Source organism: Demequina maris (assembly GCF_000971155.1).
GTDB lineage: Bacteria > Actinomycetota > Actinomycetes > Actinomycetales > Demequinaceae > Demequina > Demequina maris.
Window position 1 is genome coordinate 17,516 of sequence record NZ_BBLX01000005.1, and the last position, 22,537, is coordinate 40,052.

Consider the following 22,537-nt stretch of genomic DNA (forward strand, 5'->3'; position numbering starts at 1 on the left):
CAGGGGGCATGCCACTATCTCCCCACTCGATGAAGTCCGAACGGGTTCATGCCCGGAGCGAAGGAGGTCGACGTGTCCGAGGTCACGCCGCCGGAGGATGGCAAGAAGAAGGGCGTCTCGCGCCGCGGACTGATGATCGGGGGCGCCGCCGGTGTCGCCGGTCTCGGTGCGGTCTACCTGATGGGACGCGGGGGCGGTGGCGACGACGCCGCGGCGGGCTGTGTCACGACGGATCTGTCGGACACCGAGTCCGTGCTCAACATGTCGAACTGGCCCGAGTACATCGACGAGGACGACGGCGACTACGTGTCGACGCTGACGGCCTTCCAGGAGGAGTCGGGCATCGACGTCACGTACACGCCCGACGTCAACGACAACGTCGAGTTCTTCGCGAAGGTCCGCAACCAGCTCGGCGCCTGCCAGCCGACCGGCCGCGACATGTTCGTCCTCACCGACTGGATGGCCGCGCGCATGATCGACGCGGGCTGGATCCAGCAGCTCGACAAGGCGAACGTCCCCAACCTCGACAAGAACCTCATCTCGTCGCTGCAGGGCGTGGGCTGGGACCCGAACCGCGACTACTCCGCGCCGTGGCAGTCGGGCTTCACCGGCATCGCCTACAACAAGTCGCTCGTCGGCGAGGTCACCAACATGAACGACCTCCTCACGCGCACCGACCTGCGCGGCAAGGTGACGATGCTCACCGAGATGCGCGACACCATGGGCCTGATGCTGCTCGCGGACGGTGCCGACCCGGCCAACTTCAGCGACGACGAGTGGGGCAACGCGCTCGACAAGATCTCGAAGGCGCGCGCGGACGGTCAGATCCGTGCGTTCACCGGCAACGAGTACATCAACGACCTCGCCAACGGCAACATCGCGGCCTGCGTCGCGTGGTCGGGCGACGTCGCCGCCGCCGAGGACGAGAACCTGGTCTTCCTGCCCCCGGAGGAGGGCATGATGATCTGGTCGGACAACATGATCGTCCCGGTCCAGGGCACCCACAAGGCCAACGCCGAGAAGCTCATCGACTACTACTACCGTCCCGACGTCGCCGCCAAGCTCGCGGCCTACGTCTGGTACGTCTGCCCCGTCGAGGGCGCGCAGGCCGAGATGGAGAAGATCGACCCGTCGCTCGTCGACAACCCCCTCATCTTCCCGACCGCCGAGTACCTCGCCCAGACGCACGGCTTCATGGCGCTGGACGAGGCGAAGGCCTCTCAGTACGAGAAGGACTTCGCGAATGTCTCTGGCTGACCAGGCCCGTGGGGACCTCAAGCTCACCGGTCTCCACAAGCGGTACCCCAACGGGTTCGTCGCGGTCGAGTCGCTCGACCTGGTGATCCCCCAGGGCTCGTTCTTCGCGCTGCTCGGCCCCTCGGGCTGCGGCAAGACCACGACGCTGCGCATGGTCGCCGGTCTCGAGGAGGCCACCAAGGGCACCATCCACATCGGCGACCAGGACATCACCTACGCGCGGCCGTACAAGCGGCCTGTCAACACGGTGTTCCAGAACTACGCCCTCTTCCCGCACCTCACCATCGCGGAGAACGTCGCGTTCGGCCCCACGCGCCGCGGCGCGAAGGACCCCGCGAAGGAGGTCAAGGAGATCCTGGCGCTCACCGAGCTGACCGAGCAGGCCGCGAAGAAGCCCGCGCAGCTGTCCGGAGGACAGCAGCAGCGCGTGGCCCTGGCCCGCGCGATCATCAACCGCCCGGACGTCCTGCTGCTCGACGAGCCGCTCGGCGCGCTGGACCTCAAGCTGCGTCGCGCGATGCAGATCGAGCTCAAGCGCATCCAGGAGGAGGTGGGCCTCACCTTCGTGCACGTCACGCACGACCAGGAGGAGGCCATGACGATGGCCGACACGGTCGCCGTCATGAACAAGGGCCGCATCGAGCAGATGGGGGCGCCGTACGACCTGTACACGAACCCCCAGACCACGTTCGTGGCCAACTTCCTCGGCCGCTCGAACCTCATCAAGGCGAAGGTCCTCGGGCGCGAGGGCACCGGGGCCGATGCGGTGGTCAAGGTCGACATGCACGGCACGATCGCGACGATCAAGGCCAGCAAGGTCCACACGGACTCCGACCAGGGCTGGGTGGGCATCCGCCCCGAGAAGGTCCTCATCCAGCCCGAGGGCCAGGCGATCGACGCGCCGGGCGCCGCCCTGTCGGGCGCCGTCGTGGTCGACGCCAGCTACATCGGCGTCTCGACCGACTACACGCTGCGCATGCCGTGGGGCCAGGAGATCACCTGCTTCGAGCAGAACACCGGCCGGCGCGGCGGGCTCATCCCCGTCGGCACCAAGGTCGACGTGTCCTGGCGTCCCGAGTTCGCGTTCCTGCTCGACTCGTCGCAGGACGTCGAGGCGGGCCTCGAGGAGGACTGACGTGGACTCCCTTCAGCGGGTGTTCGGCAAGAACGCCGCCTACTGGCTCATCGGGCCGGCAGCGCTGTGGCTCGCGGTCTTCTTCGCGTTCCCGATGCTGTCGCTCCTGACGACGTCGCTGTCCGACCCGGCGGGCTCGCCCATCACCGGGTACACGCTCACCTGGCGCGTCCAGAACTACATCGAGGTGCTGGGCGACTACTGGCCGTACATGATGCGGTCGCTGCTGTACGCCGGCATCGCGACCCTCCTGTGCCTCGTCCTCGGCTACGTGCTCGCGTACGCGATCGCGTTCAAGGCGGGCCGCTGGAAGACCGTCATGCTCGTGCTCGTCATCGCGCCGTTCTTCACGTCGTTCCTGGTGCGCACGCTGTCGTGGAAGCTCATCCTCGCGGACAACGGCTTCATCGTGAACACGCTCCAGACGCTGCACATCCTCGGCGAGGACGGGCGCCTGCTCGCCACGCCGTTCGCGGTGATCATGGGCCTCACGTACAACTTCCTGCCGTTCACGATCCTGCCGCTGTACACGAGCCTCGAGAAGATCGATCCGAAGCTCAACGAGGCGGCCGCGGACCTGTACGCGAGCCCGTTCCAGCGCTTCACCAAGATCGTCTGGCCGCTGTCGCTGCCCGGCGTGGTCGGCGGCACGCTGCTCACGTTCATCCCGGCGACCGGCGACTACATCAACGCCTCGCTGCTCGGCAGTCCGAACACGCAGATGGTCGGCAACAAGATCCAGCAGCTGTTCACGACGGCGAACGACTATCCGCACGCGGCGGCGCTGTCGGTGCTGCTGATGGCGATCATCGTCGGCATGGTGCTCGTCTACGTGCGCCGTGCCGGAACGGAGGAGCTGCTGTGATCACCCGTCTGGGCCGCTGGATCGGCAAGCACCTCATGCTGACGCTCGGCATCCTGGTGCTGGTCTACATGTACATCCCGAACATGATCGTCGCGCTGATGTCGTTCAACGACTCGTCGCAGTCGCGCAACCTCTACCAGTTCCAGTCCTTCACCTGGGACAACTGGCTGAACCCGTGCGAGCCGCAGGGCATGTGCGAGTCGCTGCGCGTCAGCATCAGCATCGGCCTGCTCGCGACGCTCGTCGCGACGGCCATCGGCACCCTCGCGGCCTTCGCCCTCGTGCGGCACCGCTTCGAGGGGCGCTCCACCGCCAACCTGATGATCTTCCTGCCGATGGCCACGCCGGAGATCGTCATGGGCTCGTCGCTGCTGGCGCTGTTCGTCGCGGCGGGCTTCGGCGGCCAGCTCGGCTTCTGGACCATCCTCATCGCGCACATCATGTTCTGCATCTCGTTCGTGGTGGTGACGGTCCGTTCGCGCCTGGCCGGCCTCGACTCGAACCTCGAGAAGGCCGCGATGGACCTCTACGCGAACGAGTGGCAGACGTTCTGGCGCATCACGTTCCCGCTGGTGTTCCCGGGCATCCTGTCCGCCGCCCTGCTGGCGTTCTCGCTGTCGTTCGACGACTTCATCATCACGAACCTCAACTCGGGCACCACGGTGACCTTCCCGATGTTCGTGTGGGGTGCCGCGCAGCGCGGCGTCCCGATGCAGGTCAACGTCATCGGCACGTTGATGTTCATCCTCGCGCTCGCCATCGTGATCGGTGGAGAGGTCGCGGCGCGGCGACGCGCCAAGGGCAAGGCCGCGGCGCTCTGAGCCGCCACCGCTGACGACGAAGGGCCCCGATCCGTGAGGATCGGGGCCCTTCTCGCGTCCTGCGGCCGGCCCGGGTGCCGGGTCGTGCGCGCATCGGTCCGACGGGCGTGCCGGAACCGGCCCGCAGGTCGGACGATGCGCGGAACGCTCCGACGTGCGAGCCGGCCCTCGGACGGGTCGGCGCGGGCGCTACAGCAGCGCGTACGCGCGCGTGATGACGTCGCGCAGGATCCGCTCGATCTCGTCGAACTCGGCCTGGCCGATGACGAGCGGCGGCGACAGCTGGATCACCGGGTCGCCGCGGTCGTCGGCACGGCAGTACAGGCCGGCGGCGTAGAGCTCCTTGGACAGGAAGCCGTGGAGCACGCGCTCGCACTCCTCGTCGGACAGCGACTCCTTGGTCGCCTTGTCCTTGACGAGCTCGATGCCGTAGAAGAAGCCGTCGCCGCGCACGTCGCCGACCATCGGCAGGTCGAGCAGGCGCTCGAGAGTCGCGCGGAAGGCGGGTGCCGTCTCGCGCACGTGCTCGAGCACGCCCTCGGTCTCGAAGATCTCGAGGTTCTTGAGCGCGACCGCCGCGGCCACCGGGTGGCCGGCGAACGTGTAGCCGTGCGCGAACATCTCGCCCTTCTCGAGGAACGGCGCCATGAGCCGGTCGGTGGCTATCATCGCGCCCATGGGCGCGTAGCCGGACGTGAGGCCCTTGGCGGACGTGATGATGTCCGGGAGGTAGTCGAAGCGCGTCGCGCCGAACATCTCGCCCAGGCGGCCGTACGCGCAGATGACCTCGTCGGACACGAGCAGCACGTCGTGGCGGTCGCAGATCTCGCGCACCCGCTGCCAGTAGCCGGGCGGCGGCGGGAAGCATCCGCCGGCGTTCTGCACGGGCTCGAGGAAGACCGCGGCGACGGTGTCGGCGCCCTCGTTGAGGATCGCGACCTCGATCTGGTCCGCGGCCCAGCGGCCGAAGGCCTCCGGGTCCGAGCCGTCGTGGAGGCCGTGGGTGATCTCGTCGGCGCGGTAGATGTTCGTGTTGGGCACGCGGAAGGTCGACGGCACGAGCGGCTCGAACTGCGCCTTGAGGCCGGGCAGCCCGGTGATCGACAGGGCGCCGTGCGGCGTGCCGTGGTACGCGACGTTGCGGCTGATGACCTTGTGCTTCATCGGCTTGCCGACGAGCTTGAAGTAGTTCTTCGCGAGCTTCCACGCGGACTCGACGGCCTCGCCGCCGCCGCTGGTGAAGAACACGCGGTTGAGGTCGCCGGGCGCGAGGTGCGCGAGGCGCTCGGCGAGCTCGATCGCGGTCGGGTGCGCGTACGACCACAGCGGGTGGAAGGCGAGCTGGCGCGCCTGCGCGGCGGCCGCCTCGGCGATGTCCTCGCGCCCGTGGCCGAGCTGGTTGACGAAGAGGCCGCCCAGGCCGTCGAGGTAGCGCCGGCCCTGCGCGTCGTAGATGTAGGCGCCCTCGCCGCGCACGATGACGGGGACGTCCTCGGTCGCGTAGCGGGAGTGCTGCGTGAAGTGCATCCAGAGGTGGTCCTTGGCCGCCTGCTGGAGATGTGCGTGATCCATCCACCTATGCTTCCGGGCCGGGCGCGCCCCGCGCAACCGACGGGATGGCGGGCGTTCGGGCAGGTCGCGACGGAACGTCTGGCGCGGGGGAGACGCGCCGTCCCTCCGCCGACGCCTCCTACGCGGCCTCGAGCGCGTCGGCGAGGGCGGCGGCGAGGTCGCCGCGGGGCGCGACCTCGATCGTGTCGAGGCCGAGCCAGCCGGCCATGAGACGCAGCTCGGCCGCCAGCGCGACGGCGACCTCCGCATCGTCCCGCCGCCGTCCGCCGGGCGCCCGGCCGGGCTCCCGCCAGGTCGCCTCCGCCGACAGCACCCCCTCCTTGCGCCGGGCCTTGAGGTCCACGCGCGCCTCGAAGCGGTCGCCGTGGAGGAACAGCAGGCAGTAGTAGCCGAACTCGCGCTTGGCGGCCGGCGTGTAGATCTCGATCCGATAGTCCACGCCGAACATCCGCAGCAGCCGTGGGCGGTACCAGCACACCGGGTCGAACGGGCTGAGCAGGGACGATGCGGTGGCGCGGCCGGGGTCGGCTGCGTCGGACGCGAGCAGCGCGGGGTCGCGCCAGCCCTCGACATCGACCCACGAGGCGAGGCCGCGCTCGACGGCGGACTCCGCCCATGCGGCGCCGCGCGGGCCCGTGCCCGAGGTCGCGGGGGAGGTGAGGCGGAAGTGGTCGGCGAGGTCGCGCACGGTGCCGATCCCGGTGGCCGCGAGGGCGCGGTCGAACAGCGCCTGCTGCGCGTCCTCGGGCGGCAGCGCCCACGCGTCGCCGTCGTGCGCGCCGACGTGGCCCCAGGCGCGCTCGGGCGCGTCGTACGTGCGGCGGAAGTGGTCCGCGCGGCTGGCGGCCACCTCGCCGGTCATGAACAGGTACTCGAGCGCCGTCTTGACGTGGCTCTCGTCCCACCACGGGCCGCGGCGGCCCTCGCGCGGGGCCAGGTGCTCGAGGTCGGCCGCGGTGACGGGGCCGTGGGCGGCCACGGCCTCGCGCACCTGGTCCAGCAGGCCCGGCCGCTCGGCCTCGAGACTGCCGAGCGCGCGCGCCTTCCACGAGCTCGAGCGGCGCATGCGGTGGTGCAGCGCGGGCAGCAGGTCGCGGGGCATCACCGAGGCCTCGTGCCCCCAGTGCTCGAAGTTCTCCGCCGAGCCCCACAGCCACGCGTCGAAGCGGTCGCGGTCGTAGGGGCCGAAGCGCGAGTACAGCGGCAGGTGGTGGGCGCGGGCGAGCACGTTCACGGAGTCGAGCTGCAGCACCCCCTGGCGCTCCAGGTACGCGCGGAAGCGCGCCGGGCCGGGCCGGCCCGCGAGCCGGCGGCGGGCGAGGGACTGGGCCGCGAGGTGGATGCGGCGGGCCTCCGCGGCGCTGAGGGACTCGGTCACGCAGGCCACTCTAGAAGGCCCATCCGACACTCTCCCTGGGCGTTCTCCCCGCCCGAGGAGCCGATTTCACTTTTGGCCCGGAGTGCGTGTAACCTATTCCGGCCAGCCCCGATAGCTCAGTCGGCAGAGCGTTTCCATGGTAAGGAAAAGGTCCAGGGTTCGATTCCCTGTCGGGGCTCCAAGTCTGTCGTCATGTACGATGGATCGCCGCCGCAAGGCGGCTCGCGGCGGGGTAGCTCAGCTGGTTAGAGCGCACGACTCATAATCGTGAGGTCGCGGGTTCGAGCCCCGCCCTCGCTACGGATTCAGGCAGACGCCTGATCATGCGCCTTCGCGAGGCGCGTCCCTACAAGGCTGGGAGAGAACCATGGCCAAGAACGACGTTCGTCCGAAGATCACGCTCGCGTGCACCGAGTGCAAGGACCGCAACTACATCACGCGCAAGAACCGCCGCAACAACCCTGACCGTGTGGAGCTCTCCAAGTTCTGCCGGAAGTGCGGCAAGCACACCGCGCACCGCGAGACGCGCTAAGCAGCAGCTTCGATCGCAGGCCCGTCGCCCCTCCCGGGGGGCGGCGGGCCTTCGTCGTTCCCGGGGGACCGGCGCATCGCCCGCCCACGCGCGGCGCGCGCGTCAGGCGAGGTCGACCCCGGCGACGGCCGACGCCGAGTCGAGGAACGCCTCGCGGATGTTCTCGGCACCGTCCAGGTAGCCGCCCACGAGCGCGGCGTCCCTCAGCATCACGAGCGCCGCGGCCACCCTCTCGGGGTCGGACGCACCCGCGCCCGCGGCGGCCTGCGTGAGCACCCCGCGGAACCATGCCCGGTGCGTCGCGATGAGGCGGCGCACGGCGCTCGCCTCGTCGGGGTACTCCGCCGCCGCGTTGATGAAGGGGCAGCCGCGCGTGTGGCGCCGCGCGACGTCCTCGGCGATGCCGTGCACCGCGGCCCGCAGCGGATCGGGGCTCCCGCCGGCGGCCGCCACCTGCGCGCGGATACCGCGGTCCTCGCGTTCGAGGTACGCGACCACCAGGTCCTCCTTGCCCCCGAAGTGGCGGTACATGGTCGCGCGCGACATGCCCGCCTCAGACAGGATCCGGTCGACGCCCACCGAGTGGATCCCCTCGCGGTAGAAGAGGTCGGAGGCGGTCGCCGCGAGGCGCTCGCGGGCGTCCTGGGCGGGGGCTGCAGGGGTCGTCATCTCGGTCACCCTAGTGGAACGCTCGTTCCCCTTGGAACATGCCCGCAAAGAATTTCCGCTCGTCCGGGAATGAATGCGACTAGAACGATCGTTCTCTCACACGTCCGGGTCGAGGGATCCGGCGAGACCCGACAAGGAGACCACCATGACCACCACGCTCACCGCCCAGGAAGTCCGCCAGATCGACGCCGCCAACGCGTCCGGCCGCCCCACGGCGCTTCTCATCCACGGGCTCTGGCTGCTCGCGAGCAGCTGGGACGCCTGGCAGGAGAGGCTCGAGGGCGCCGGCTACGCCGTCGTGGTCGCCCGTTGGCCCGAGGAGCCGCAGGACGTCGAGGACGCGCGCGACCGCCTCGAGGCCCTCGCCGGCGTCGGCGTCCAGGAGGTGACCGACCACGTGGCGCGGATCGCCCGCGCGCTGGACCGGCGTCCGCTCGTGATCGGCCACTCGTTCGGCGGCCTGCTCGCCCAGCGGATCGCCGACCTGGGTCTCGCCGCCGCGACCGTCGCGATCGACCCCGCCCCGTTCAAGGGCGTGCTGCCGCTGCCCGCATCGACCCTCAAGGCCGCGTTCCCGGTGCTCGGCAACCCCGCGAACCGCACGCGCACCGTGACGCTCACCTTCGACCAGTTCCGCTACGGCTTCGCCAACGCGGTGCCCGAGGATGAGGCCCGGGCGCTCTACGCGCAGCACCACGTCGCCGCCCCGGGCCGGCCGCTCTTCCAGGCCGCCACGGCGAACCTCACCGCCGGCACTGCCACCCGGCTCGACACGCGCAACCCGGCGCGCGGACCGCTGCTGGTGATCTCCGGCGAGAAGGACACCATCGTGCCCCGCGCCGTCGCGCACGCCGCGTACCGCCTCCAGTCGCGCAACGACTCCGCCACCGAGTTCCTGGAGATCCCCGGGCGCGGCCACTCGCTCGTGATCGACAGCGGCTGGGACGAGGTGGCCGACGCCGCGCTCGCCTTCGCCGCGCGACACCTCGAGGTCCGCTCCGCGCTCTGACCGCGACACGACCCCACGGGCGCCGCCCCCGATCCTCGGGGGCGGCGCCCGTCGCGTCGCGGCGGGCCTGCGAGGACGTCCGGTTCCCGTGTGGGAGGCTCGCGCACGTGGACGATGCGGGGTCGCGCGGGGTGCGGCGGGTGACGTGGCGCGGGGTCGCGGTAGTGCTGGGCTGGCTCGCGCTCGCCGCGCTGCTGGTGCCCGTGGCGCTGCGGCTGACGGGCTGGGAGCGCGGTCCGCTCGCGTACGTCGTGCCGCTCGTCCCGTGGGTCGTGCTCGGCGCGCTCGTGCCCGCCGTGCTGGCGCTGCTCGGGCGGGCGTGGGTGCTGCTGGGCGCCTCCATCGCGACCGCGGCGCTGTGCGCCGCATGGGTGGCGCCGCTCTTCGTCGCGACGCCCGCCTCGGGGGACGTGGAGCTCACCGTCGCCAGCGTGAACCTGCGCGCGGGGGCGGGCGATCCCGAGGCGGTCGTCCGCCTGGTCCGGGAGAGCGGCGCGGATCTGCTGTCGGTGCAGGAGCTCACGCCCGAGGCCGTCGCCGCGCTCGACGAGGCGGGGCTCGGCAAGCTGCTGCCGTACTCCGCGGTGCTGGCGGACGCGATCTGGGCCGGGACCGGGCTGTGGTCCGCGCACCCCATCACGGGGTGGGAGGGCCTCGACGGCTACACGTTCCGGCAGGTGCGGGCGACCGTCGAGCTGCCGTCCGGGTCGGTCACCGTGCTCGCGGTGCATCCGGCGGCGCCGCAGCTGCTCGTCCACCGGGCCTGGAGCGCGGAGACGGCGGCGCTCGTCGACGTCCTCGACGGCATCGACGGCCCGGTGATCGCCGCCGGCGACCTCAACACGTCGCGGGACCACGCGGTGTTCCGTGACCTCGAGTCGCGGGGCTTCGTCGACGCCGCGGACGAGGCGGGCGCCGGCCTCGTCCCCACCTTCCCGCAGGACCGCACGCCGCCTCCGCTGGTCGCGATCGACCACGTGGTGACGCGTGACCTCGACCTGGTCGCGACGTCGCTCACGACGGTCGTGGTGCCGGGCTCCGACCACCGCGCGCTGGTGGTGGGCTACTCGGCGCCGTGACCGCTCTGTCCCTTTCGTCCCCGGCGTGACAGACTCCCGTCATGGGGGAGCCGGGGGTCGAGCAGCGCGACGGGAGGGTCGCCTCGGTGCTGTCCGCGCTGGGGCGCGGGCTCACCGTGCTCGCGCGCACCTTCGCGATCATGGCCCTGGTCGCGGTGCTCATCCCGGTGGCTGCGCGCTTCGCCGGCTGGGAGGGCGGCCCGCTCGCGGTGATCGTCTCGCTCATGCCGTGGGTGACCCTCGCGTGCCTCGTGCCGGTCGTGCTTTCGCTCCTCGCGCGCGACTGGATCCTCCTGACCGTGTGCGTCGCCGTGGCGGCGCTGTGCCTGTGGTGGATCGCGCCGATCTTCGTCGCGTCCACCGCCTCCGGCCCGGTCGCGCTGCGGGTGGTGACGTTCAGCCTCGCCAACGGGCAGGCCGACGCCGGGGCGGTGGTCGACCTCGTGCGCGAGAACGACCTCGATTTGCTCGCCCTCACCGAGCTCACGCCGGAGGCGCAGGCGCGGCTCGAGGCGGCGGGGCTCGACGAGCTGCTGCCGTACTCCGTCGAGTACCCCGACGAGCTCAAGTACGGCACCGGCGTATGGTCGCGACGCCCGCTGGAGGACGCCGAATCCCTGCCCGGCTTCACCGCCCAGGCGATCCGCGCGGAGACGACGCTCGGCGATGACCGGCTCACGGTCATCGTCGCGCACCCAGAGTCGCCCGGGGTATTCGACCACTCGGACTGGGACGCGGACCTCGTCGCGCTCAAGGACGTGCTCGCGGTCGAGGAGGGCCCCGTGCTGGTGGCCGGGGACCTCAACACCACGCGCGACCACCGCGGCTTCCGGCAGATCGAGGGCTTCGGCTACGTCGACGCGGTGGACGATGCGGGCGCCGGCTTCGTCGCGACCTACCCGAGCGACAGCTTCGCCCGGCACCACGTGCCCGGGCCGGAGCTGCTCGCGGAGCCGCTCGTCGCGATCGACCACATCCTGGTCAAGGACGCGGGCATCGTCGCCGCCGAGGTGGAGGCGGTCGAGATGCCGTGGTCGGACCATCGTGCGCTCGTCGCGGTGTACCGGGAGCCCTGACCCGGCCGCGCGGCCCCGCGCTCTTCCTGGGTAGGGTGGCATCGTGCCAGTGAACATCGACGCCGTGGGTCGCGCGTACGGCCCTCACGAGCCCTACGAGGTCACGCGGATCAAGATCCGCGAGTTCGCCGACGCGGTGGACGCCCGCTCCTTCGCGCACCGCAGCGAGGAGGCCGCGCGCGCCGAGGGCTACCCCGACGTGGTCGCGCCCACCACGTTCGCCGTCGTCATCGCGCAGCAGGCCGAGTTCCACGTGGTCGTCGACCCCGAGGTGGGCGTCGACTTCTCGCGCGTGGTGCACGCCGACGAGCGCTTCACGCACCACCGGCCGATCATCGCCGGGGACCTCATCTCCGCGACCGTGCACATCGACGACATCAAGCAGCGCGGCGGCATCTCGATGGTGACGACGCGCACCGAGCTGTCCGACGAGGACGGCGCGCCCGTGTCCACCGTGACGAGCACCCTCGCGGTGCGCGAGGAGGCCTGATGAGCAGCGAGAACGGACCCGCGTTCGACGCGCTCGAGGTGGGCGAGGTGGTCGCCGAGCGCGCCGTCGAGCTCACGCGCGACAGCCTCGTGCGCTACGCGGGCGCCTCGGGCGACTTCAACCCGATCCACTACAACGAGGTGGTCGCGGAGTCCGTCGGGCTGCCCGGCGTCATCGCGCACGGCATGCTCACCATGGGCACCGCCGCCTCGGTGGTCGAGGAGTGGGCCGGCCCGGGCAACGTCGTCGACCTGCAGACGCGCTTCACGCGCCCCGTCCCGGTGCCCGCGATCGGCGAGGCCGCCGTGTCGTTCACCGCGAAGGTGGGCGCCCTGGACGCCGAGACGCGCACTGCCCGCATCGACGTCACCGTCGAGCACGACGGCCAGAAGGTGCTCGGGAAGGCGCAGGCGGTCGTCTCCTGCACGTGAACCGCGTCACCGCGTGACACGAGGTGTCATCGAGGGGGTCCGCGACCCGGTAGGGTGACCGCGCGAGATCCGGTCGCGCGTCCATGGCGCATGCGGCTTTAGCGTCGCTCCCCCGGGATCGCACCATCCCCGGGAGAGCGTCGATGACGCGCGCTCTCCCCTGCGTGAAAGAGGACGCATGAGCGCCACCACCCAGGAGCGGACCGGTCCCGTCGGTCGCATCGACTTCTACTTCGAGATCACCAAGCGTGGCTCGACCATCGGCCAGGAGATCCGCGGCGGTCTCACCACGTTCTTCACGATGGCGTACATCGTCGTGCTGAACCCCATCATCATCGGCACCGTCGCGGACGGCACCGGCACCTACCTGGGCGGCGGAAGCGAGCCGAACCTCGCCCTGGTCGCAGCGGCCACCGCGCTCGTCGCCGGCCTGCTGTCCATCGCCATGGGCGTGTGGGCGCGCTTCCCGCTCGCGCTCGCCGCGGGCCTGGGCCTCAACGCGTTCGTCGCGTACGGCATCGCGGCGCGCGAGGGCATGAGCTGGCCCGAGGCCATGGGCTTCGTGGTCATCGAGGGCCTCGTCATCACGCTGCTCGTGCTGAGCGGCTTCCGGAAGGCCGTGTTCGCGGCCGTCCCGGCCTTCCTCAAGCAGGCCATCGCGGTCGGCATCGGCCTCTTCCTCGCGTTCATCGGCCTGTTCGATGCCGGCATGGTGCGCATCCCCGCGAGCGGCGCCACGCCCACGGAGTTCGGCATCGGCGGCTACATCGCGTCGTGGCCGATGCTCGTCTTCGTCGTCGGCCTGCTCACCGCGGTCATCCTCATGGTGCGCAAGGTGCGCGGCGCGCTCCTCATCTCGATCGCCGTCGCGACCGCGCTCGCGATGCTGATCCAGGGCGTCGTCAAGCTCGGCGCCGACCCGGCCGTCGCGAACGACTGGGCGCTCGTCGTCCCCGAGATCCCCGCATCGATCGCCTCCGTGCCGGACTTCTCGCTCGTGGGCCAGGTCGACCTCTTCGGCGGCTTCACCACGCTGCCCGTGCTCACCGCGCTGCTCCTCGTGTTCTCGCTGCTGATGGCGGACTTCTTCGACACCATGGGCACCATGACCGCCGTGGGTGCGGAGGCGGGCCTCAACGACGAGGAGGGCAACCCGGAGCGCTCGCAGCAGATCCTGCTCGTCGACTCGATCGGCGCGGCCGCGGGCGGCTTCGGCTCGGTCTCCTCGAACACGTCCTACATCGAGTCCGCGTCCGGCGTGGGTGACGGTGCCCGCACGGGCCTCGCCTCGGTGGTGACGGGTATCGCGTTCCTGCTGTCGACGTTCCTCACGCCGCTGTACGCCATGGTGCCGTTCGAGGCGGCGACGCCGGTCCTCGTGGTCGTCGGCTTCCTCATGGTGTCGCAGGTCGCCGGCATCGACTGGAAGGACTACCGGATCGCCATCCCCGCGTTCCTCACGTTCATCCTCATGCCGTTCGGCTACTCGATCTCGGTCGGCATCGGCGCGGGCTTCATCTCGTTCGTGGTGCTCCAGGTCGCGACCGGCGCGGCGCGCAAGGTGCACCCGCTGATGTGGGGCACCGCGGCGGCCTTCGCGATCTACTTCGCGATGGGCCCCATCCTCAACCTGCTGGGCTGACCCCCGCATCGTCCGTCGCGGCCCCGGTCCTCCTCGCGAGGGCCGGGGCCGTGCGGCGTCCGGACGTCGCATCGATCGCGGATCGGACCGACATCGGGGTGCTTTCGCGCACGCCGGCAGGACGTTGCGCGGATCGGTGCGACCTCGGGGTGCGGCGATGGCGGGCGCGTGGGCCCGGAGCACGAGCCGCTCAGCGCGGCGCGGGCGCGGTGGTCGAGCCGATGCGCAGCTCGAGCGGCATGACCACCGGCTCGGGCGACTGGCCCGCGAGGAGGGCCTTGACCTCGGCCGCGAGCGCGTGGCCCTTGGCCTCCGCGTCCTGCACCTGCGTCGTGAGCTCGTGCGGCGCGATCCAGGGCAGCTCGAGCCCGTCGAAGCCGGTGACGGACAGCTGCTGCGGCACCGCGATCTCGAGCTCGCGCGCCGCGAGGATCGCCCCGCCGGCGAGCAGGTCGGACTGGCACACGAGCGCGGTCGGGCGCGGCTCGGCGGCCAGCGCGAGGTGCGCGGCCGCGATGCCCTCCGCGACGATCGATGCGCGCGCCTCGACCACGACGCACGGCTCGACGCCGGCGTCGGCGAAGGCCTCGAGGCGGCGGTGCACGGGCGTCCAGGCGGTCTTGGACAGCGCCTCGTCGAGCCCGATCACGCGCGTCTCGCCGTCGAGGCCGGCGGGCAGCGTGATGGTGCCGATGCGCTCGTGGCCCAGCTCGACCAGGTGGCGGATGAGGGCCGCGGTCGCGGCCCGGTCGTCGATCTCGAGCACGCCCGCCCCGGCAGGCGCCTCGCCCTCCATCACCACCATCGGCAGCCCGCGGCGGCGGAGGATATCGATCGCGGGCTCGTCGTCGTGGTCGCGCACGCGCAGCAGCACGGCGGCGTCCATAGCGGCGGTCTCGAGCAGGCTGCGCTCGCCCGGCTCCCCGGTGGGGGTGGGGATGAGCAGCACGCCCAGGCCCATCTGGCCGAGGTCGCCCACGAGGCCGTCCATGATGCGCAGCATCAGCGGGTCGCGGAAGGACAGCTGGAGACGCTCATGGATGACGAGCCCCACCACGCCGGTGCGCCCCGACCGCAGCGCCCGCGCGTGCGGCGCCGGGCCCGCGTAGCCGAGCTCCTCGGCCGCGCGCTCGACCTTCGCCCGGGTCTCCGCGGACAGCGGTCCGGCGCCCGAGTACGTCAGGGATACAGTGGACAGCGATACGCCCGCCCTCGCGGCGACGTCGGCCATCGTCGGTCGGCGTGTGCGCGTCACGCGGCTCCCCCTCGGCTCGGTCAGACCCCAGGGTAGCGCCGCGCGCCCGCGCCGGGCGCACCCGCACGTCCACCCCGACGCCCACCCGAGGGAGCCATGACCCACGACGCCGCCCGGATCGCCTCCGCCCGCCGAGGCGTGCTCGCGATCTTCTGGATCATGGGCGTCTTCATGGCGACCCTCGTGTCGCGCTACCCGACCATCACGCGGCTGCTCGACGTCTCCACGGGCGAGCTCGCGCGGCTGCTGCTGTTCGGCGCGCTCGGCGCCCTGTGCGCGCTGCTCGTCACGGGCTGGTCCGTCGCCCGCTTCGGCACGCGCGCGCTCCTCGCGTGGTGGGCGTGGGGCCACCTGCTCGCCTTCTCGCTGCTCGGCGCGGCGACCGCATGGGGGTCGCAGCCGCTGTTCGCGGCCGCGTACTTCCTGGTCTCGTTCGGCTTCGCCTTCACCAACGTGAGCATGAACGCCGAGGCGGCGGAGGTCGAGCGTGCCATGGGGCGGGCGGTCATGCCCCAGTTCCACGCCTCGTTCTCGGTCGGCCTCGCGATGGGGCTCGCGCTCGGCGCCTGGATCTCGCACCTCGGCATCTCGCCGGTGTGGCACTTCGTCGGCGTCGGGCTCGCGCTCACCGTCGCGCGGCTCGCGGTGCTGCCGGCCGCCGTCCTCGACGGCTCCCCGCGTCCGGACGAGGCGCGGCCCGGCCTGGGCGGCCCGTTCGCCGCCGCGCGCGACGAGTACCGTGACCGCCGCGTCGTGCTCATCGGGCTCATCGTCTTCTCCGCCGCGACGGTCGAGGGCGCCGCGTCGCAGTGGGCCTCGCTCGCCGTCGTCGAGGCCTTCGACCAGCCGGAGGCCGTGGGCGACCTCCTGTACTGGCTGTTCGTCGTCGCCATGGTGACGGTGCGCTGGTGGGGCGCCCCCATCATCGGGAGGCTCGGGCGCGTGGTGTCGCTGCGGGTGTCCGCGGTGCTCGTCGCGGCCGGCGTCACGATGTTCGCCTTCGCGCCCGCGCTGTGGCTCGTGCCCGCCGCGATGTTGCTGTGGGGCCTCGGCGCCGCCCTGGGGGTCCCCATCGGCTTCTCGGCCGCGTCCGACGACCCTCGCCGCGCCGCCGCCCGCGTCGCCGCCGTGTCCTCGTTCTCCACGATCGCCGGCCTCGTCATGCCGCAGGTCATCGGCCACCTCGGCGACGTCGTGGAGCTGCGCGTCGCGCTGCTCGTCGTGGTCGCGGCGGCCGTCCTGTCCTTCGCCCTGGCACGCGCGGTGCGCGCGGCCGGGCCGCTGTTCCGCTCCCGTCGCGCCCTCGAGCGCCGCGAGCGGGCCGCCGCGATGGAGGCCGAGGTCGAGCGCGACGCGGCCGCCGCGATCCTCGCCGACGGCGTCGAGCCGGTCCAGGCGCTTCCCGAGGAGGGTGCGCCCACCGCTCCGGAGCCGCCCCGCTCCTGATGACTCCAGGCGACATGCCTGCTAGCGTCGTGTAGGTCCCGGACGCTGGGGGACGATGCGGAGGGGGAGCCGCATGGAGCCACCGCAGGTCGACGCGCGCCGTGTGCGCGCCGCGAGGATCGCCGTCCTCGTGTTCTTCGTGGGCATGGGCCTCATGCTCGGCACGTACGTGTCGCGCGTGCCGAGCGTGCGCGATGCGCTCGGCGTCACGCCGGCCGGGCTCGCGGCGCTGTTCATCGTCGGCTCCGTCGGCGGGCTCGTCGCGTTCTCCGTCCTCGGCGGGCTCGTCGCCCGGATCGGCTCGCTCGCGCTGATCCGCGTCGCCTCGGTCGCGACCATGCTCTCGTTCTGCGCGATGGGGCTCGCGGCGCACCTGGGGACGCCGCTCGGCTTCGCCGTCGCGCTGTTCTTCGCGCTGGGCGCGTTCGAGACCGTCAACGCGCTCTCCAACGCGGAGGCCGCGACGATCGAGCGCCACGTCGGGCGCTCCATCCTGTCCCAGTTCCACGCCGCGTTCTCGCTCGCGGTCCTCGCCGGCGTGGGGCTCGGCGCGCTGTACTCGCACGCGGGGGTCGCGGTCGGCGTCCACTACGCGGTCAACGTCACGGTCGTGGGTGCCGTGTACCTCGCGCTCGCCGGCACCGCGATCCTCGACGGCCGCCCGCCCGCGCCCGAGACCGTCGAGAGCAGGGACGGGATGTTCGTGACCCTCAAGGTCGCGGCGCGCGAGCGGCGCACGCTGGCGCTGGGGTTCATCCTGTTCTGCGCGTTCACCGTCGAGATGGGCGCGGCCAACTGGGTGCCGCTGGCGATCGTCGACGACTTCGGCCGCACCGAGGCGCTCGCGGCGGGCTTCTACGCGTTCCTCGTGGTGGCGCAGAGCAGCGTCCGCATCATGGGCACGAGCGTCGTCGACCGCCTCGGCCGCGTCGCCGTGCTGCGCACGTGCGGGGTGCTGGTCGCCGTCGGCTCCCTCATCTTCGCGTTCACGCCGGCCTTCTGGGGCGTGCCCCTTGCCATGCTCGTGTGGGGCGCCGGCGTGTCCATGGGCTACCCGCTCGCGATCTCCGCCGCCGCCGACGACCGCACCCACGCGACCGCCCGCGTCGCCGCCGTCGCGGCCTTCGGCACGATCGCGGGCCTCACCATGCCGCAGGTGACCGGCCTCATCGCGGAGCACATCGAGCTGCGCAAGGCGCTGCTCGTCGCGGTGGTCGCGGCGGTCGCGATGATCGTGCTCGCGCCCGCGGCGCGCCCCCTCGAGGCCGCCCCCGAGGCCCTGCGGGAGGAGGACGCCGGCGCGGATACCCTGGGGCCATGAATCTCGCCTCCCTCACGACCCTGCGCGTCGGCGGCCCGGCGCGCGAGCTCATCGAGGCGGACAGCGAGGCGGCCCTCATCGACGCGGTGCGCGCCGCGGACGCCGACGGGACCCCGCTGCTCGTGGTCGGAGGCGGTTCGAACCTGCTCGTCGCGGACGAGGGCTTCGACGGTGTCGTGGTGCGCGATGCGCGGGAGGACGTGTCGCTCGTGAACGACGGCGCGTGCGGCGGGCTGTCGATCACCGCGACCGCGGGCACGCGCTGGGACCGGCTGGTCGCGCAGGCCGTCGAGTCGGAGTGGAGCGGCTTCGAGGCGCTGTCGGGCATCCCGGGCTCGACGGGCGCCACGCCGATGCAGAACGTGGGCGCGTACGGGGCCGAGGTCAAGGACCTCGTCGCGGTGATCCGCACGTGGGACCGTGAGGCGGGCTCCGTGAGGACGCTGCCGCTCGTCAAGGCGGAGTTCGGCTACCGCGACTCCATGCTCAAGCGCAGCATGACGCACGGCCCGTGGGGCCCCACCCCGCGCTACGTGGTCCTCGACGTCACGTTCCACACCCGGATGGCGAGCCTGTCCGCGCCGGTGCGCTACCAGCAGCTCGCGACGGCGCTCGACGTCGAGCTCGGCGCGCGCGTGCCCATCACCGAGGTGCGCGAGGCCGTGCTGGCGCTGCGGTCCGCGAAGGGCATGGTGCTGGACCCCGCCGACCACGACACGTGGAGCGCCGGGTCCTTCTTCACCAACCCGATCGTGCCGGACGATGCGGTCCCCGCGGGGGCGCCGCGCTACCCGGCCGCGGACGGCCTGGTGAAGACGTCGGCCGCGTGGCTCATCGAGCACGCCGGCTTCTCCAAGGGCTTCGCGGTCGCGCCCGACGCGCCAGCGTCGCTATCGACCAAGCACACGCTCGCGCTCACCAACCGCGGCGACGCGACCGCCGCGGACATCGTCGCGCTCGCCCGCGCGGTGCGCGACGGGGTGCGGGAGCGCTTCGGGATCTCCCTGGTGCCGGAGCCGGTCGCGGTCGGCCTCGAGATCTAGCGCTCCCACCCGCCCGTCCCCGACACTCCGAACGGAGCCGGCCCCGGTCCGCCCGCGTGTCGCGCGGATGCGAGGCCGGTCGACCGGCGTGTCGCGATGGATTCCGTTGGCACTGTCGGGAGGGGGCGGGGACGCGGACGGGCCCCGGGGAGCTGGTCCCCGGGGCCCGTCGCATCGTCCCTCCGCGCTCAGCCGTCGAACGCGATGGCCTGCAGGATGTCGAGCTTCGCCGCCCGTCGCGCGGGCCACACGGCGGCCAGCACGCCGGCCAGCGCGGCGGCGATCGTGTAGATCAGCAGCCACACCCACGGGATCGTGATGGTGGTGAAGCCGAAGTCCTCGAGCGCCCGCACGAGCGCCGCGCCGAGGCCCACGCCGAGGATCATGCCGAGGACCGTGCCGAACACGGCCATCACCATGGACTCGATGCGGATCATGCGGCGGATCGACCGGCGTCGCACGCCGACCGCCCGCAGCAGCCCGATCTCGCGGGTGCGCTCCGTCACCGACAGCAGCAGCGTGTTGGCCACGCCGAGCAGCGCGATGATGAGCGCCGCGCCGAGCATCGCGGAGATGATCCCGAGCAGCAGGTCGATGAACTGGTTCGCGAGCTGCTCGAACTCCCCGGGCGACTGGAGCACCACGAGCGGGTAGTCGACGGCGAGCGCCTCCAGGATCTGGTCCTGCGCCGCGGTGGCGTCCACGCCCTCGTCGAGCACGACCATGGACTGCGCGATGGGGTAGTCGCCGAGCAGCTCGTGGCCGGTGTCCTCGTCCACCCACACCTGCGCGTCGCCCTCGTTGAGGTACTTGCCCGTGATGGTGAGGGTCGCCGAGCCCTCGGGGCCCTCGACCGTGATGTCGTCGCCGACCTCGAAGCCGGCCTCGACCATCGACGGGTCGATGAAGGCGCCGCCGTCCATCTGGTCGAAGTCGGGCTCGTTGTTGTAGTCGAACGCGAGGTCCGCGGTCTCGGGGTCGATCACGCCGACGTTCGTGGTGGCGCCGTCGACGAGGACCGTGCCGAGGCCGGTGGAGGTGACGTACGCGACGCCGTCCTCGCCCTCGATGACCTCGATCGCGCCCTCGGGGATCGCGCCCTGCGACGTGAACACGAAGAAGTCCGCGCTGTTGCCCTTGAACTGCTCGGTGACGAGCGACTTCATCGACTCCGTGAAGGTCGCGACGAGCGCGAGCAGCATCACGCCGATCATCAGCGCCGCCGCGGTGTTGGCGCTGCGGCGCGGCTCACGGTGGATGTTGTTCGCCGCGAGCTTGCCGTCCACCCGGAACACCCGGGTGAGCGTCGCCTTGAGGCCGTACGCGAGCGGCACGAGCACCTGCGCCGCGAGCAGCGTCACGCCGATGATGAGGATCATCGCGCCGGCGCCCACCGGGATGTACGGCTTCTCGATGCCCAGGTAGAGGCCCGCGACGATCGCGAGCACGCCCAGCAGGGTGAGGGCGCCGCCGACGACGTTGCGCAGGCGCAGCGGCTTCTTGGACTCCGTCGCGGACTCGCGCAGCGCCTCCATCGGGGAGATGGTCGAGGCGTGGATCGCGGGCATGATCGCGGCGATGATCGTCACGAGCGCGCCGAGGCCGTAGCCCCACAGGACCGCGTCGATCGGCAACGTGACCGTGCCGAAGATGTCGCCCGAGAAGGCCTCGACGAGCGTGGACAGGCCCAGCGCGCCGAGGTAGCCGAGCGCGATGCCGATGGTCGACGAGACGACCGCGACGACGAGCGCCTCGAGCAGGATCATCGTGCGGAGCTGGCGACCGGAGACGCCGATCGCGCGCAGCAGCCCGAACTCGCGGGTGCGCTGCGTGACGATGATGCGGAACGTGTTGACGATGATGTACGCGCCGACGAACAGCGCGATGAGCGCGAACGCGATCGCGAAGATGTCGATGTACTGGAGCAGCTCGTCGAACTGCTCGGTCTGCTCGGCCGCCTTCGCCTCGCCGGTGATCGCGCGGGTGTCGGGCGGCAGGATCGCGCCGATCGCCTCGGCGACGGCGTCCTGGTCGGCGCCGTCCTCGACGATCACGCTGACCTGCTCGTAGCCGTCGTCGCCGTTGATCGCCGCGGAACGCGCGTCGGTCATGTAGCCGAGCGTCGCCCCCTGGAGCGAGTTGGACTCGCCGAAGCGCACGAGGCCCACGAGGGTGAACTCCTCGACGCCGGCCTCGGTCGCGACGGACACCGTGTCGCCGATGGCGTAGCCCAGGCGTGGTGCCGCGTCGAGGTCGAGCACGATCTCGTCGTCCGCGGTGGGACCGTCGCCCTCGACCAGGGTCGCCTGATCGACGCGCGGGTCGCCGGCCCAGTTGAACAGCTGGCTCGGCGGGCCGCCGCCGGCCATCACGTCGTTGGTGGGCTCGAAGTCGGCGGCGAGGACGCTGCCCATGACCTGGCGGCCGCCCCACGCGGAGGCGACGCCGTCGACCGCGGCGACGTCCTCGACGTCGGCGTGGGAGAACAGCGACTCGGTCGCGGCGAACGGGTCCTCGTCGGCCGGGTCGGCGTCGGGGTCGGCCTCGACGATCACGTCGGTGCCCGCGTAGATCTCCTCGAACAGCTTGGTGAAGCCGCTCGAGAGCGCGTTCGTGAGGGTGAACGTGGTGGCCGCGAGCGCCACGCCGAGCGCGACCGCGACCGCCGTGAGCACCAGCCTCTTGGGGTTGTGCTTGACGGACTTGACTGCGAGCCGGAACATCAGTGCCCCATCTGCTTCATGCGGTCGAGCACGCGGTCCGCGGTGGGCTCGCGCATCTCGTCCACGATGCGGCCGTCCGCGAGGAACAGCACGCGGTCCGAGTAGGACGCGGCGGTCGGGTCGTGCGTGACCATCACGATGGTCTGGCCGAACTCCTTGACCGCGCGGCGCATGAAGCCGAGCAGCTCCGCGCCCGAGCGCGAGTCGAGGTTGCCGGACGGCTCGTCCGCGAAGATCAGCTCGGGACGGGCGACGAGCGCGCGGGCCACCGCGACGCGCTGCTGCTGGCCGCCCGAGAGCTCGGCGGGCAGGTGCGTGAGGCGGTCGCCGAGGCCGAGGATCGCGATGATCTCCTCGAACCACTGCGGGTCGACGTCGCGGCCCGCGATATCGAGCGGCAGGGTGATGTTCTCGCGCGCGCTGAGCGACGGGATGAGGTTGAAGGCCTGGAAGACGAAGCCGATCTTGTCGCGGCGGACCTGCGTGATCTTGTCCTCGGACAGGCCGGTGATCTGCTGCTCGCCGATCCACGACTCGCCCGCGGTGAGCCGGTCGAGACCCGCGAGGGTGTGGAGCAGGGTGGACTTGCCGGAGCCGGACGGCCCCATGATCGCGGTGAACTCGGACTGCGCGATGTCGACGTCGAGCCCGTCGAGGGCGCGGACCGCCGCGTCGCCCGAGCCGTAGTCCTTGGTGCCGCCGCGCATGGACGCGGCGATCGTCACGGTGCTGGTGGTGGTCATGGTTCCTCCCGAAGTCGATGCCTCGGTCAGTCTGGCGCGGCGGGCGCGCC

The 22,537-nt window shown here is 71.8% G+C and carries 20 protein-coding genes and 2 tRNA genes; 16 read left to right on the plus strand and 6 right to left on the minus strand.

Going from position 1 to position 22,537, the window contains the following annotated elements:
• Positions 1–72 precede the first annotated feature (72 nt).
• From AOM02_RS07050 to AOM02_RS07065, 4 genes are read left to right on the plus strand one after another with little or no spacing between them, the layout of a single operon-like run.
• Positions 73–1,257, plus strand: coding sequence for a polyamine ABC transporter substrate-binding protein (locus tag AOM02_RS07050; RefSeq protein ID WP_228373796.1), 1,185 nt, complete (start codon positions 73–75; stop codon positions 1,255–1,257).
• Positions 1,244–2,392, plus strand: coding sequence for an ABC transporter ATP-binding protein (locus AOM02_RS07055; protein WP_062298194.1), 1,149 nt, complete (start codon positions 1,244–1,246; stop codon positions 2,390–2,392). The genes AOM02_RS07050 and AOM02_RS07055 overlap by 14 nt, the downstream gene beginning before the upstream one ends.
• A gap of 1 nt (position 2,393) precedes the next feature.
• Positions 2,394–3,257, plus strand: a complete 864-nt coding sequence (locus AOM02_RS14285) for an ABC transporter permease (protein WP_062298196.1) — start codon at positions 2,394–2,396, stop codon at positions 3,255–3,257.
• A complete protein-coding gene (locus AOM02_RS07065; RefSeq protein ID WP_228372719.1) occupies positions 3,254–4,078 on the plus strand; it encodes an ABC transporter permease in 825 nt (274 codons plus the stop codon). Before AOM02_RS14285 ends, AOM02_RS07065 begins: the two co-directional genes overlap by 4 nt.
• A gap of 189 nt (positions 4,079–4,267) precedes the next feature.
• Here the strand turns inward: AOM02_RS07065 and AOM02_RS07070 are convergent, their stop codons facing one another.
• Together AOM02_RS07070 and AOM02_RS07075 are read right to left on the minus strand one after the other, a co-directional pair.
• Positions 4,268–5,650, minus strand: coding sequence for an aspartate aminotransferase family protein (locus AOM02_RS07070; RefSeq protein ID WP_062298198.1), 1,383 nt, complete (start codon positions 5,648–5,650; stop codon positions 4,268–4,270).
• A gap of 118 nt (positions 5,651–5,768) precedes the next feature.
• Positions 5,769–7,028 carry a winged helix-turn-helix domain-containing protein gene (locus tag AOM02_RS07075; protein WP_062298201.1) on the minus strand — a complete coding sequence of 420 codons (1,260 nt, stop codon included), beginning with the start codon at positions 7,026–7,028 and terminating at the stop codon, positions 5,769–5,771.
• A 105-nt stretch (positions 7,029–7,133) separates the two neighbouring features.
• Here AOM02_RS07075 and AOM02_RS07080 point away from each other — a divergent pair.
• The 3 genes from AOM02_RS07080 to rpmG all read left to right on the plus strand — a co-directional run bounded on the left by AOM02_RS07080 (position 7,134) and on the right by rpmG (position 7,560).
• A tRNA-Thr gene (locus AOM02_RS07080) sits at positions 7,134–7,209 on the plus strand.
• A 45-nt stretch (positions 7,210–7,254) separates the two neighbouring features.
• Positions 7,255–7,328, plus strand: a tRNA-Met gene (locus AOM02_RS07085).
• Positions 7,329–7,395: 67 nt separating this feature from the next.
• The gene (gene rpmG / locus AOM02_RS07090) at positions 7,396–7,560 is read left to right on the plus strand and encodes a 50S ribosomal protein L33 (RefSeq protein WP_042213233.1); all 165 of its coding nucleotides are present in this window, start codon (positions 7,396–7,398) and stop codon (positions 7,558–7,560) included.
• Positions 7,561–7,662: 102 nt separating this feature from the next.
• On the opposite strand, the gene AOM02_RS07095 is transcribed toward rpmG, so the two are convergent.
• A complete protein-coding gene (locus tag AOM02_RS07095) occupies positions 7,663–8,229 on the minus strand; it encodes a TetR/AcrR family transcriptional regulator (RefSeq protein ID WP_062298670.1) in 567 nt (188 codons plus the stop codon).
• Between the two features lie 145 nt (positions 8,230–8,374).
• Here AOM02_RS07095 and AOM02_RS07100 point away from each other — a divergent pair, with 145 nt between their 5' ends.
• From AOM02_RS07100 to AOM02_RS07125, 6 genes are all read left to right on the plus strand, one after another.
• Positions 8,375–9,238 carry an alpha/beta hydrolase gene (locus tag AOM02_RS07100; protein ID WP_062298203.1) on the plus strand — a complete coding sequence of 288 codons (864 nt, stop codon included), beginning with the start codon at positions 8,375–8,377 and terminating at the stop codon, positions 9,236–9,238.
• Positions 9,239–9,345: 107 nt separating this feature from the next.
• The gene (locus AOM02_RS07105) at positions 9,346–10,317 is read left to right on the plus strand and encodes an endonuclease/exonuclease/phosphatase family protein (RefSeq protein ID WP_156156136.1); all 972 of its coding nucleotides are present in this window, start codon (positions 9,346–9,348) and stop codon (positions 10,315–10,317) included.
• Between the two features lie 41 nt (positions 10,318–10,358).
• Positions 10,359–11,393 (plus strand): endonuclease/exonuclease/phosphatase family protein, encoded by a 1,035-nt coding sequence (locus AOM02_RS07110; RefSeq protein ID WP_062298208.1) that lies wholly within the window; start codon positions 10,359–10,361, stop codon positions 11,391–11,393.
• Positions 11,394–11,436: 43 nt separating this feature from the next.
• Positions 11,437–11,883 (plus strand): FAS1-like dehydratase domain-containing protein, encoded by a 447-nt coding sequence (locus tag AOM02_RS07115; RefSeq protein WP_062298210.1) that lies wholly within the window; start codon positions 11,437–11,439, stop codon positions 11,881–11,883.
• Positions 11,883–12,314 (plus strand): MaoC/PaaZ C-terminal domain-containing protein, encoded by a 432-nt coding sequence (locus tag AOM02_RS07120; RefSeq protein WP_062298212.1) that lies wholly within the window; start codon positions 11,883–11,885, stop codon positions 12,312–12,314. Before AOM02_RS07115 ends, AOM02_RS07120 begins: the two co-directional genes overlap by 1 nt.
• Positions 12,315–12,492: 178 nt before the next feature.
• Positions 12,493–13,956 carry an NCS2 family permease gene (locus tag AOM02_RS07125; RefSeq protein ID WP_062298214.1) on the plus strand — a complete coding sequence of 488 codons (1,464 nt, stop codon included), beginning with the start codon at positions 12,493–12,495 and terminating at the stop codon, positions 13,954–13,956.
• 190 nt (positions 13,957–14,146) lie between these two features.
• Here AOM02_RS07125 and AOM02_RS07130 read toward each other — a convergent pair whose 3' ends face one another.
• Positions 14,147–15,211, minus strand: coding sequence for a LacI family DNA-binding transcriptional regulator (locus AOM02_RS07130; RefSeq protein WP_228372720.1), 1,065 nt, complete (start codon positions 15,209–15,211; stop codon positions 14,147–14,149).
• Between the two features lie 96 nt (positions 15,212–15,307).
• Between AOM02_RS07130 and AOM02_RS07135 the strand changes: the two genes are divergently transcribed.
• The 3 genes from AOM02_RS07135 to AOM02_RS07145 all read left to right on the plus strand — a co-directional run bounded on the left by AOM02_RS07135 (position 15,308) and on the right by AOM02_RS07145 (position 19,021).
• Positions 15,308–16,657, plus strand: coding sequence for an MFS transporter (locus AOM02_RS07135; RefSeq protein ID WP_062298219.1), 1,350 nt, complete (start codon positions 15,308–15,310; stop codon positions 16,655–16,657).
• 73 nt (positions 16,658–16,730) lie between these two features.
• On the plus strand, positions 16,731–17,978 hold the full coding sequence (locus tag AOM02_RS07140; protein ID WP_062298221.1) for an MFS transporter: 1,248 nt from the start codon (positions 16,731–16,733) through the stop codon (positions 17,976–17,978).
• A complete protein-coding gene (locus AOM02_RS07145; protein ID WP_062298224.1) occupies positions 17,975–19,021 on the plus strand; it encodes a UDP-N-acetylmuramate dehydrogenase in 1,047 nt (348 codons plus the stop codon). Before AOM02_RS07140 ends, AOM02_RS07145 begins: the two co-directional genes overlap by 4 nt.
• A 188-nt stretch (positions 19,022–19,209) precedes the next feature.
• Here the strand turns inward: AOM02_RS07145 and AOM02_RS07150 are convergent, their stop codons facing one another.
• Complete coding sequence (locus AOM02_RS07150) at positions 19,210–21,744, minus strand: ABC transporter permease (RefSeq protein ID WP_062298226.1); 2,535 nt, start codon at positions 21,742–21,744, stop codon at positions 19,210–19,212.
• Complete coding sequence (locus AOM02_RS07155) at positions 21,744–22,487, minus strand: ABC transporter ATP-binding protein (protein ID WP_172655905.1); 744 nt, start codon at positions 22,485–22,487, stop codon at positions 21,744–21,746. Before AOM02_RS07155 ends, AOM02_RS07150 begins: the two co-directional genes overlap by 1 nt.
• Positions 22,488–22,537: the final 50 nt, after the last annotated feature.

Bases quoted from the DNA above. Each gene is read 5' to 3' on its own strand.
- AOM02_RS07055 (WP_062298194.1), top strand. From the start codon at position 1,244: ATGTCTCTGGCTGACCAGGCCCGTGGGGACCTCAAGCTCACCGGTCTC.
- AOM02_RS07070 (WP_062298198.1), bottom strand. From the start codon at position 5,650: ATGGATCACGCACATCTCCAGCAGGCGGCCAAGGACCACCTCTGGATG.
- rpmG (WP_042213233.1), top strand. From the start codon at position 7,396: ATGGCCAAGAACGACGTTCGTCCGAAGATCACGCTCGCGTGCACCGAG.
- AOM02_RS07095 (WP_062298670.1), bottom strand. From the start codon at position 8,229: ATGACGACCCCTGCAGCCCCCGCCCAGGACGCCCGCGAGCGCCTCGCG.
- AOM02_RS07100 (WP_062298203.1), top strand. From the start codon at position 8,375: ATGACCACCACGCTCACCGCCCAGGAAGTCCGCCAGATCGACGCCGCC.
- AOM02_RS07110 (WP_062298208.1), top strand. From the start codon at position 10,359: ATGGGGGAGCCGGGGGTCGAGCAGCGCGACGGGAGGGTCGCCTCGGTG.
- AOM02_RS07120 (WP_062298212.1), top strand. From the start codon at position 11,883: ATGAGCAGCGAGAACGGACCCGCGTTCGACGCGCTCGAGGTGGGCGAG.
- AOM02_RS07125 (WP_062298214.1), top strand. From the start codon at position 12,493: ATGAGCGCCACCACCCAGGAGCGGACCGGTCCCGTCGGTCGCATCGAC.
- AOM02_RS07135 (WP_062298219.1), top strand. From the start codon at position 15,308: ATGACCCACGACGCCGCCCGGATCGCCTCCGCCCGCCGAGGCGTGCTC.
- AOM02_RS07140 (WP_062298221.1), top strand. From the start codon at position 16,731: ATGGAGCCACCGCAGGTCGACGCGCGCCGTGTGCGCGCCGCGAGGATC.
- AOM02_RS07145 (WP_062298224.1), top strand. From the start codon at position 17,975: ATGAATCTCGCCTCCCTCACGACCCTGCGCGTCGGCGGCCCGGCGCGC.
- AOM02_RS07150 (WP_062298226.1), bottom strand. From the start codon at position 21,744: ATGTTCCGGCTCGCAGTCAAGTCCGTCAAGCACAACCCCAAGAGGCTG.
- AOM02_RS07155 (WP_172655905.1), bottom strand. From the start codon at position 22,487: ATGACCACCACCAGCACCGTGACGATCGCCGCGTCCATGCGCGGCGGC.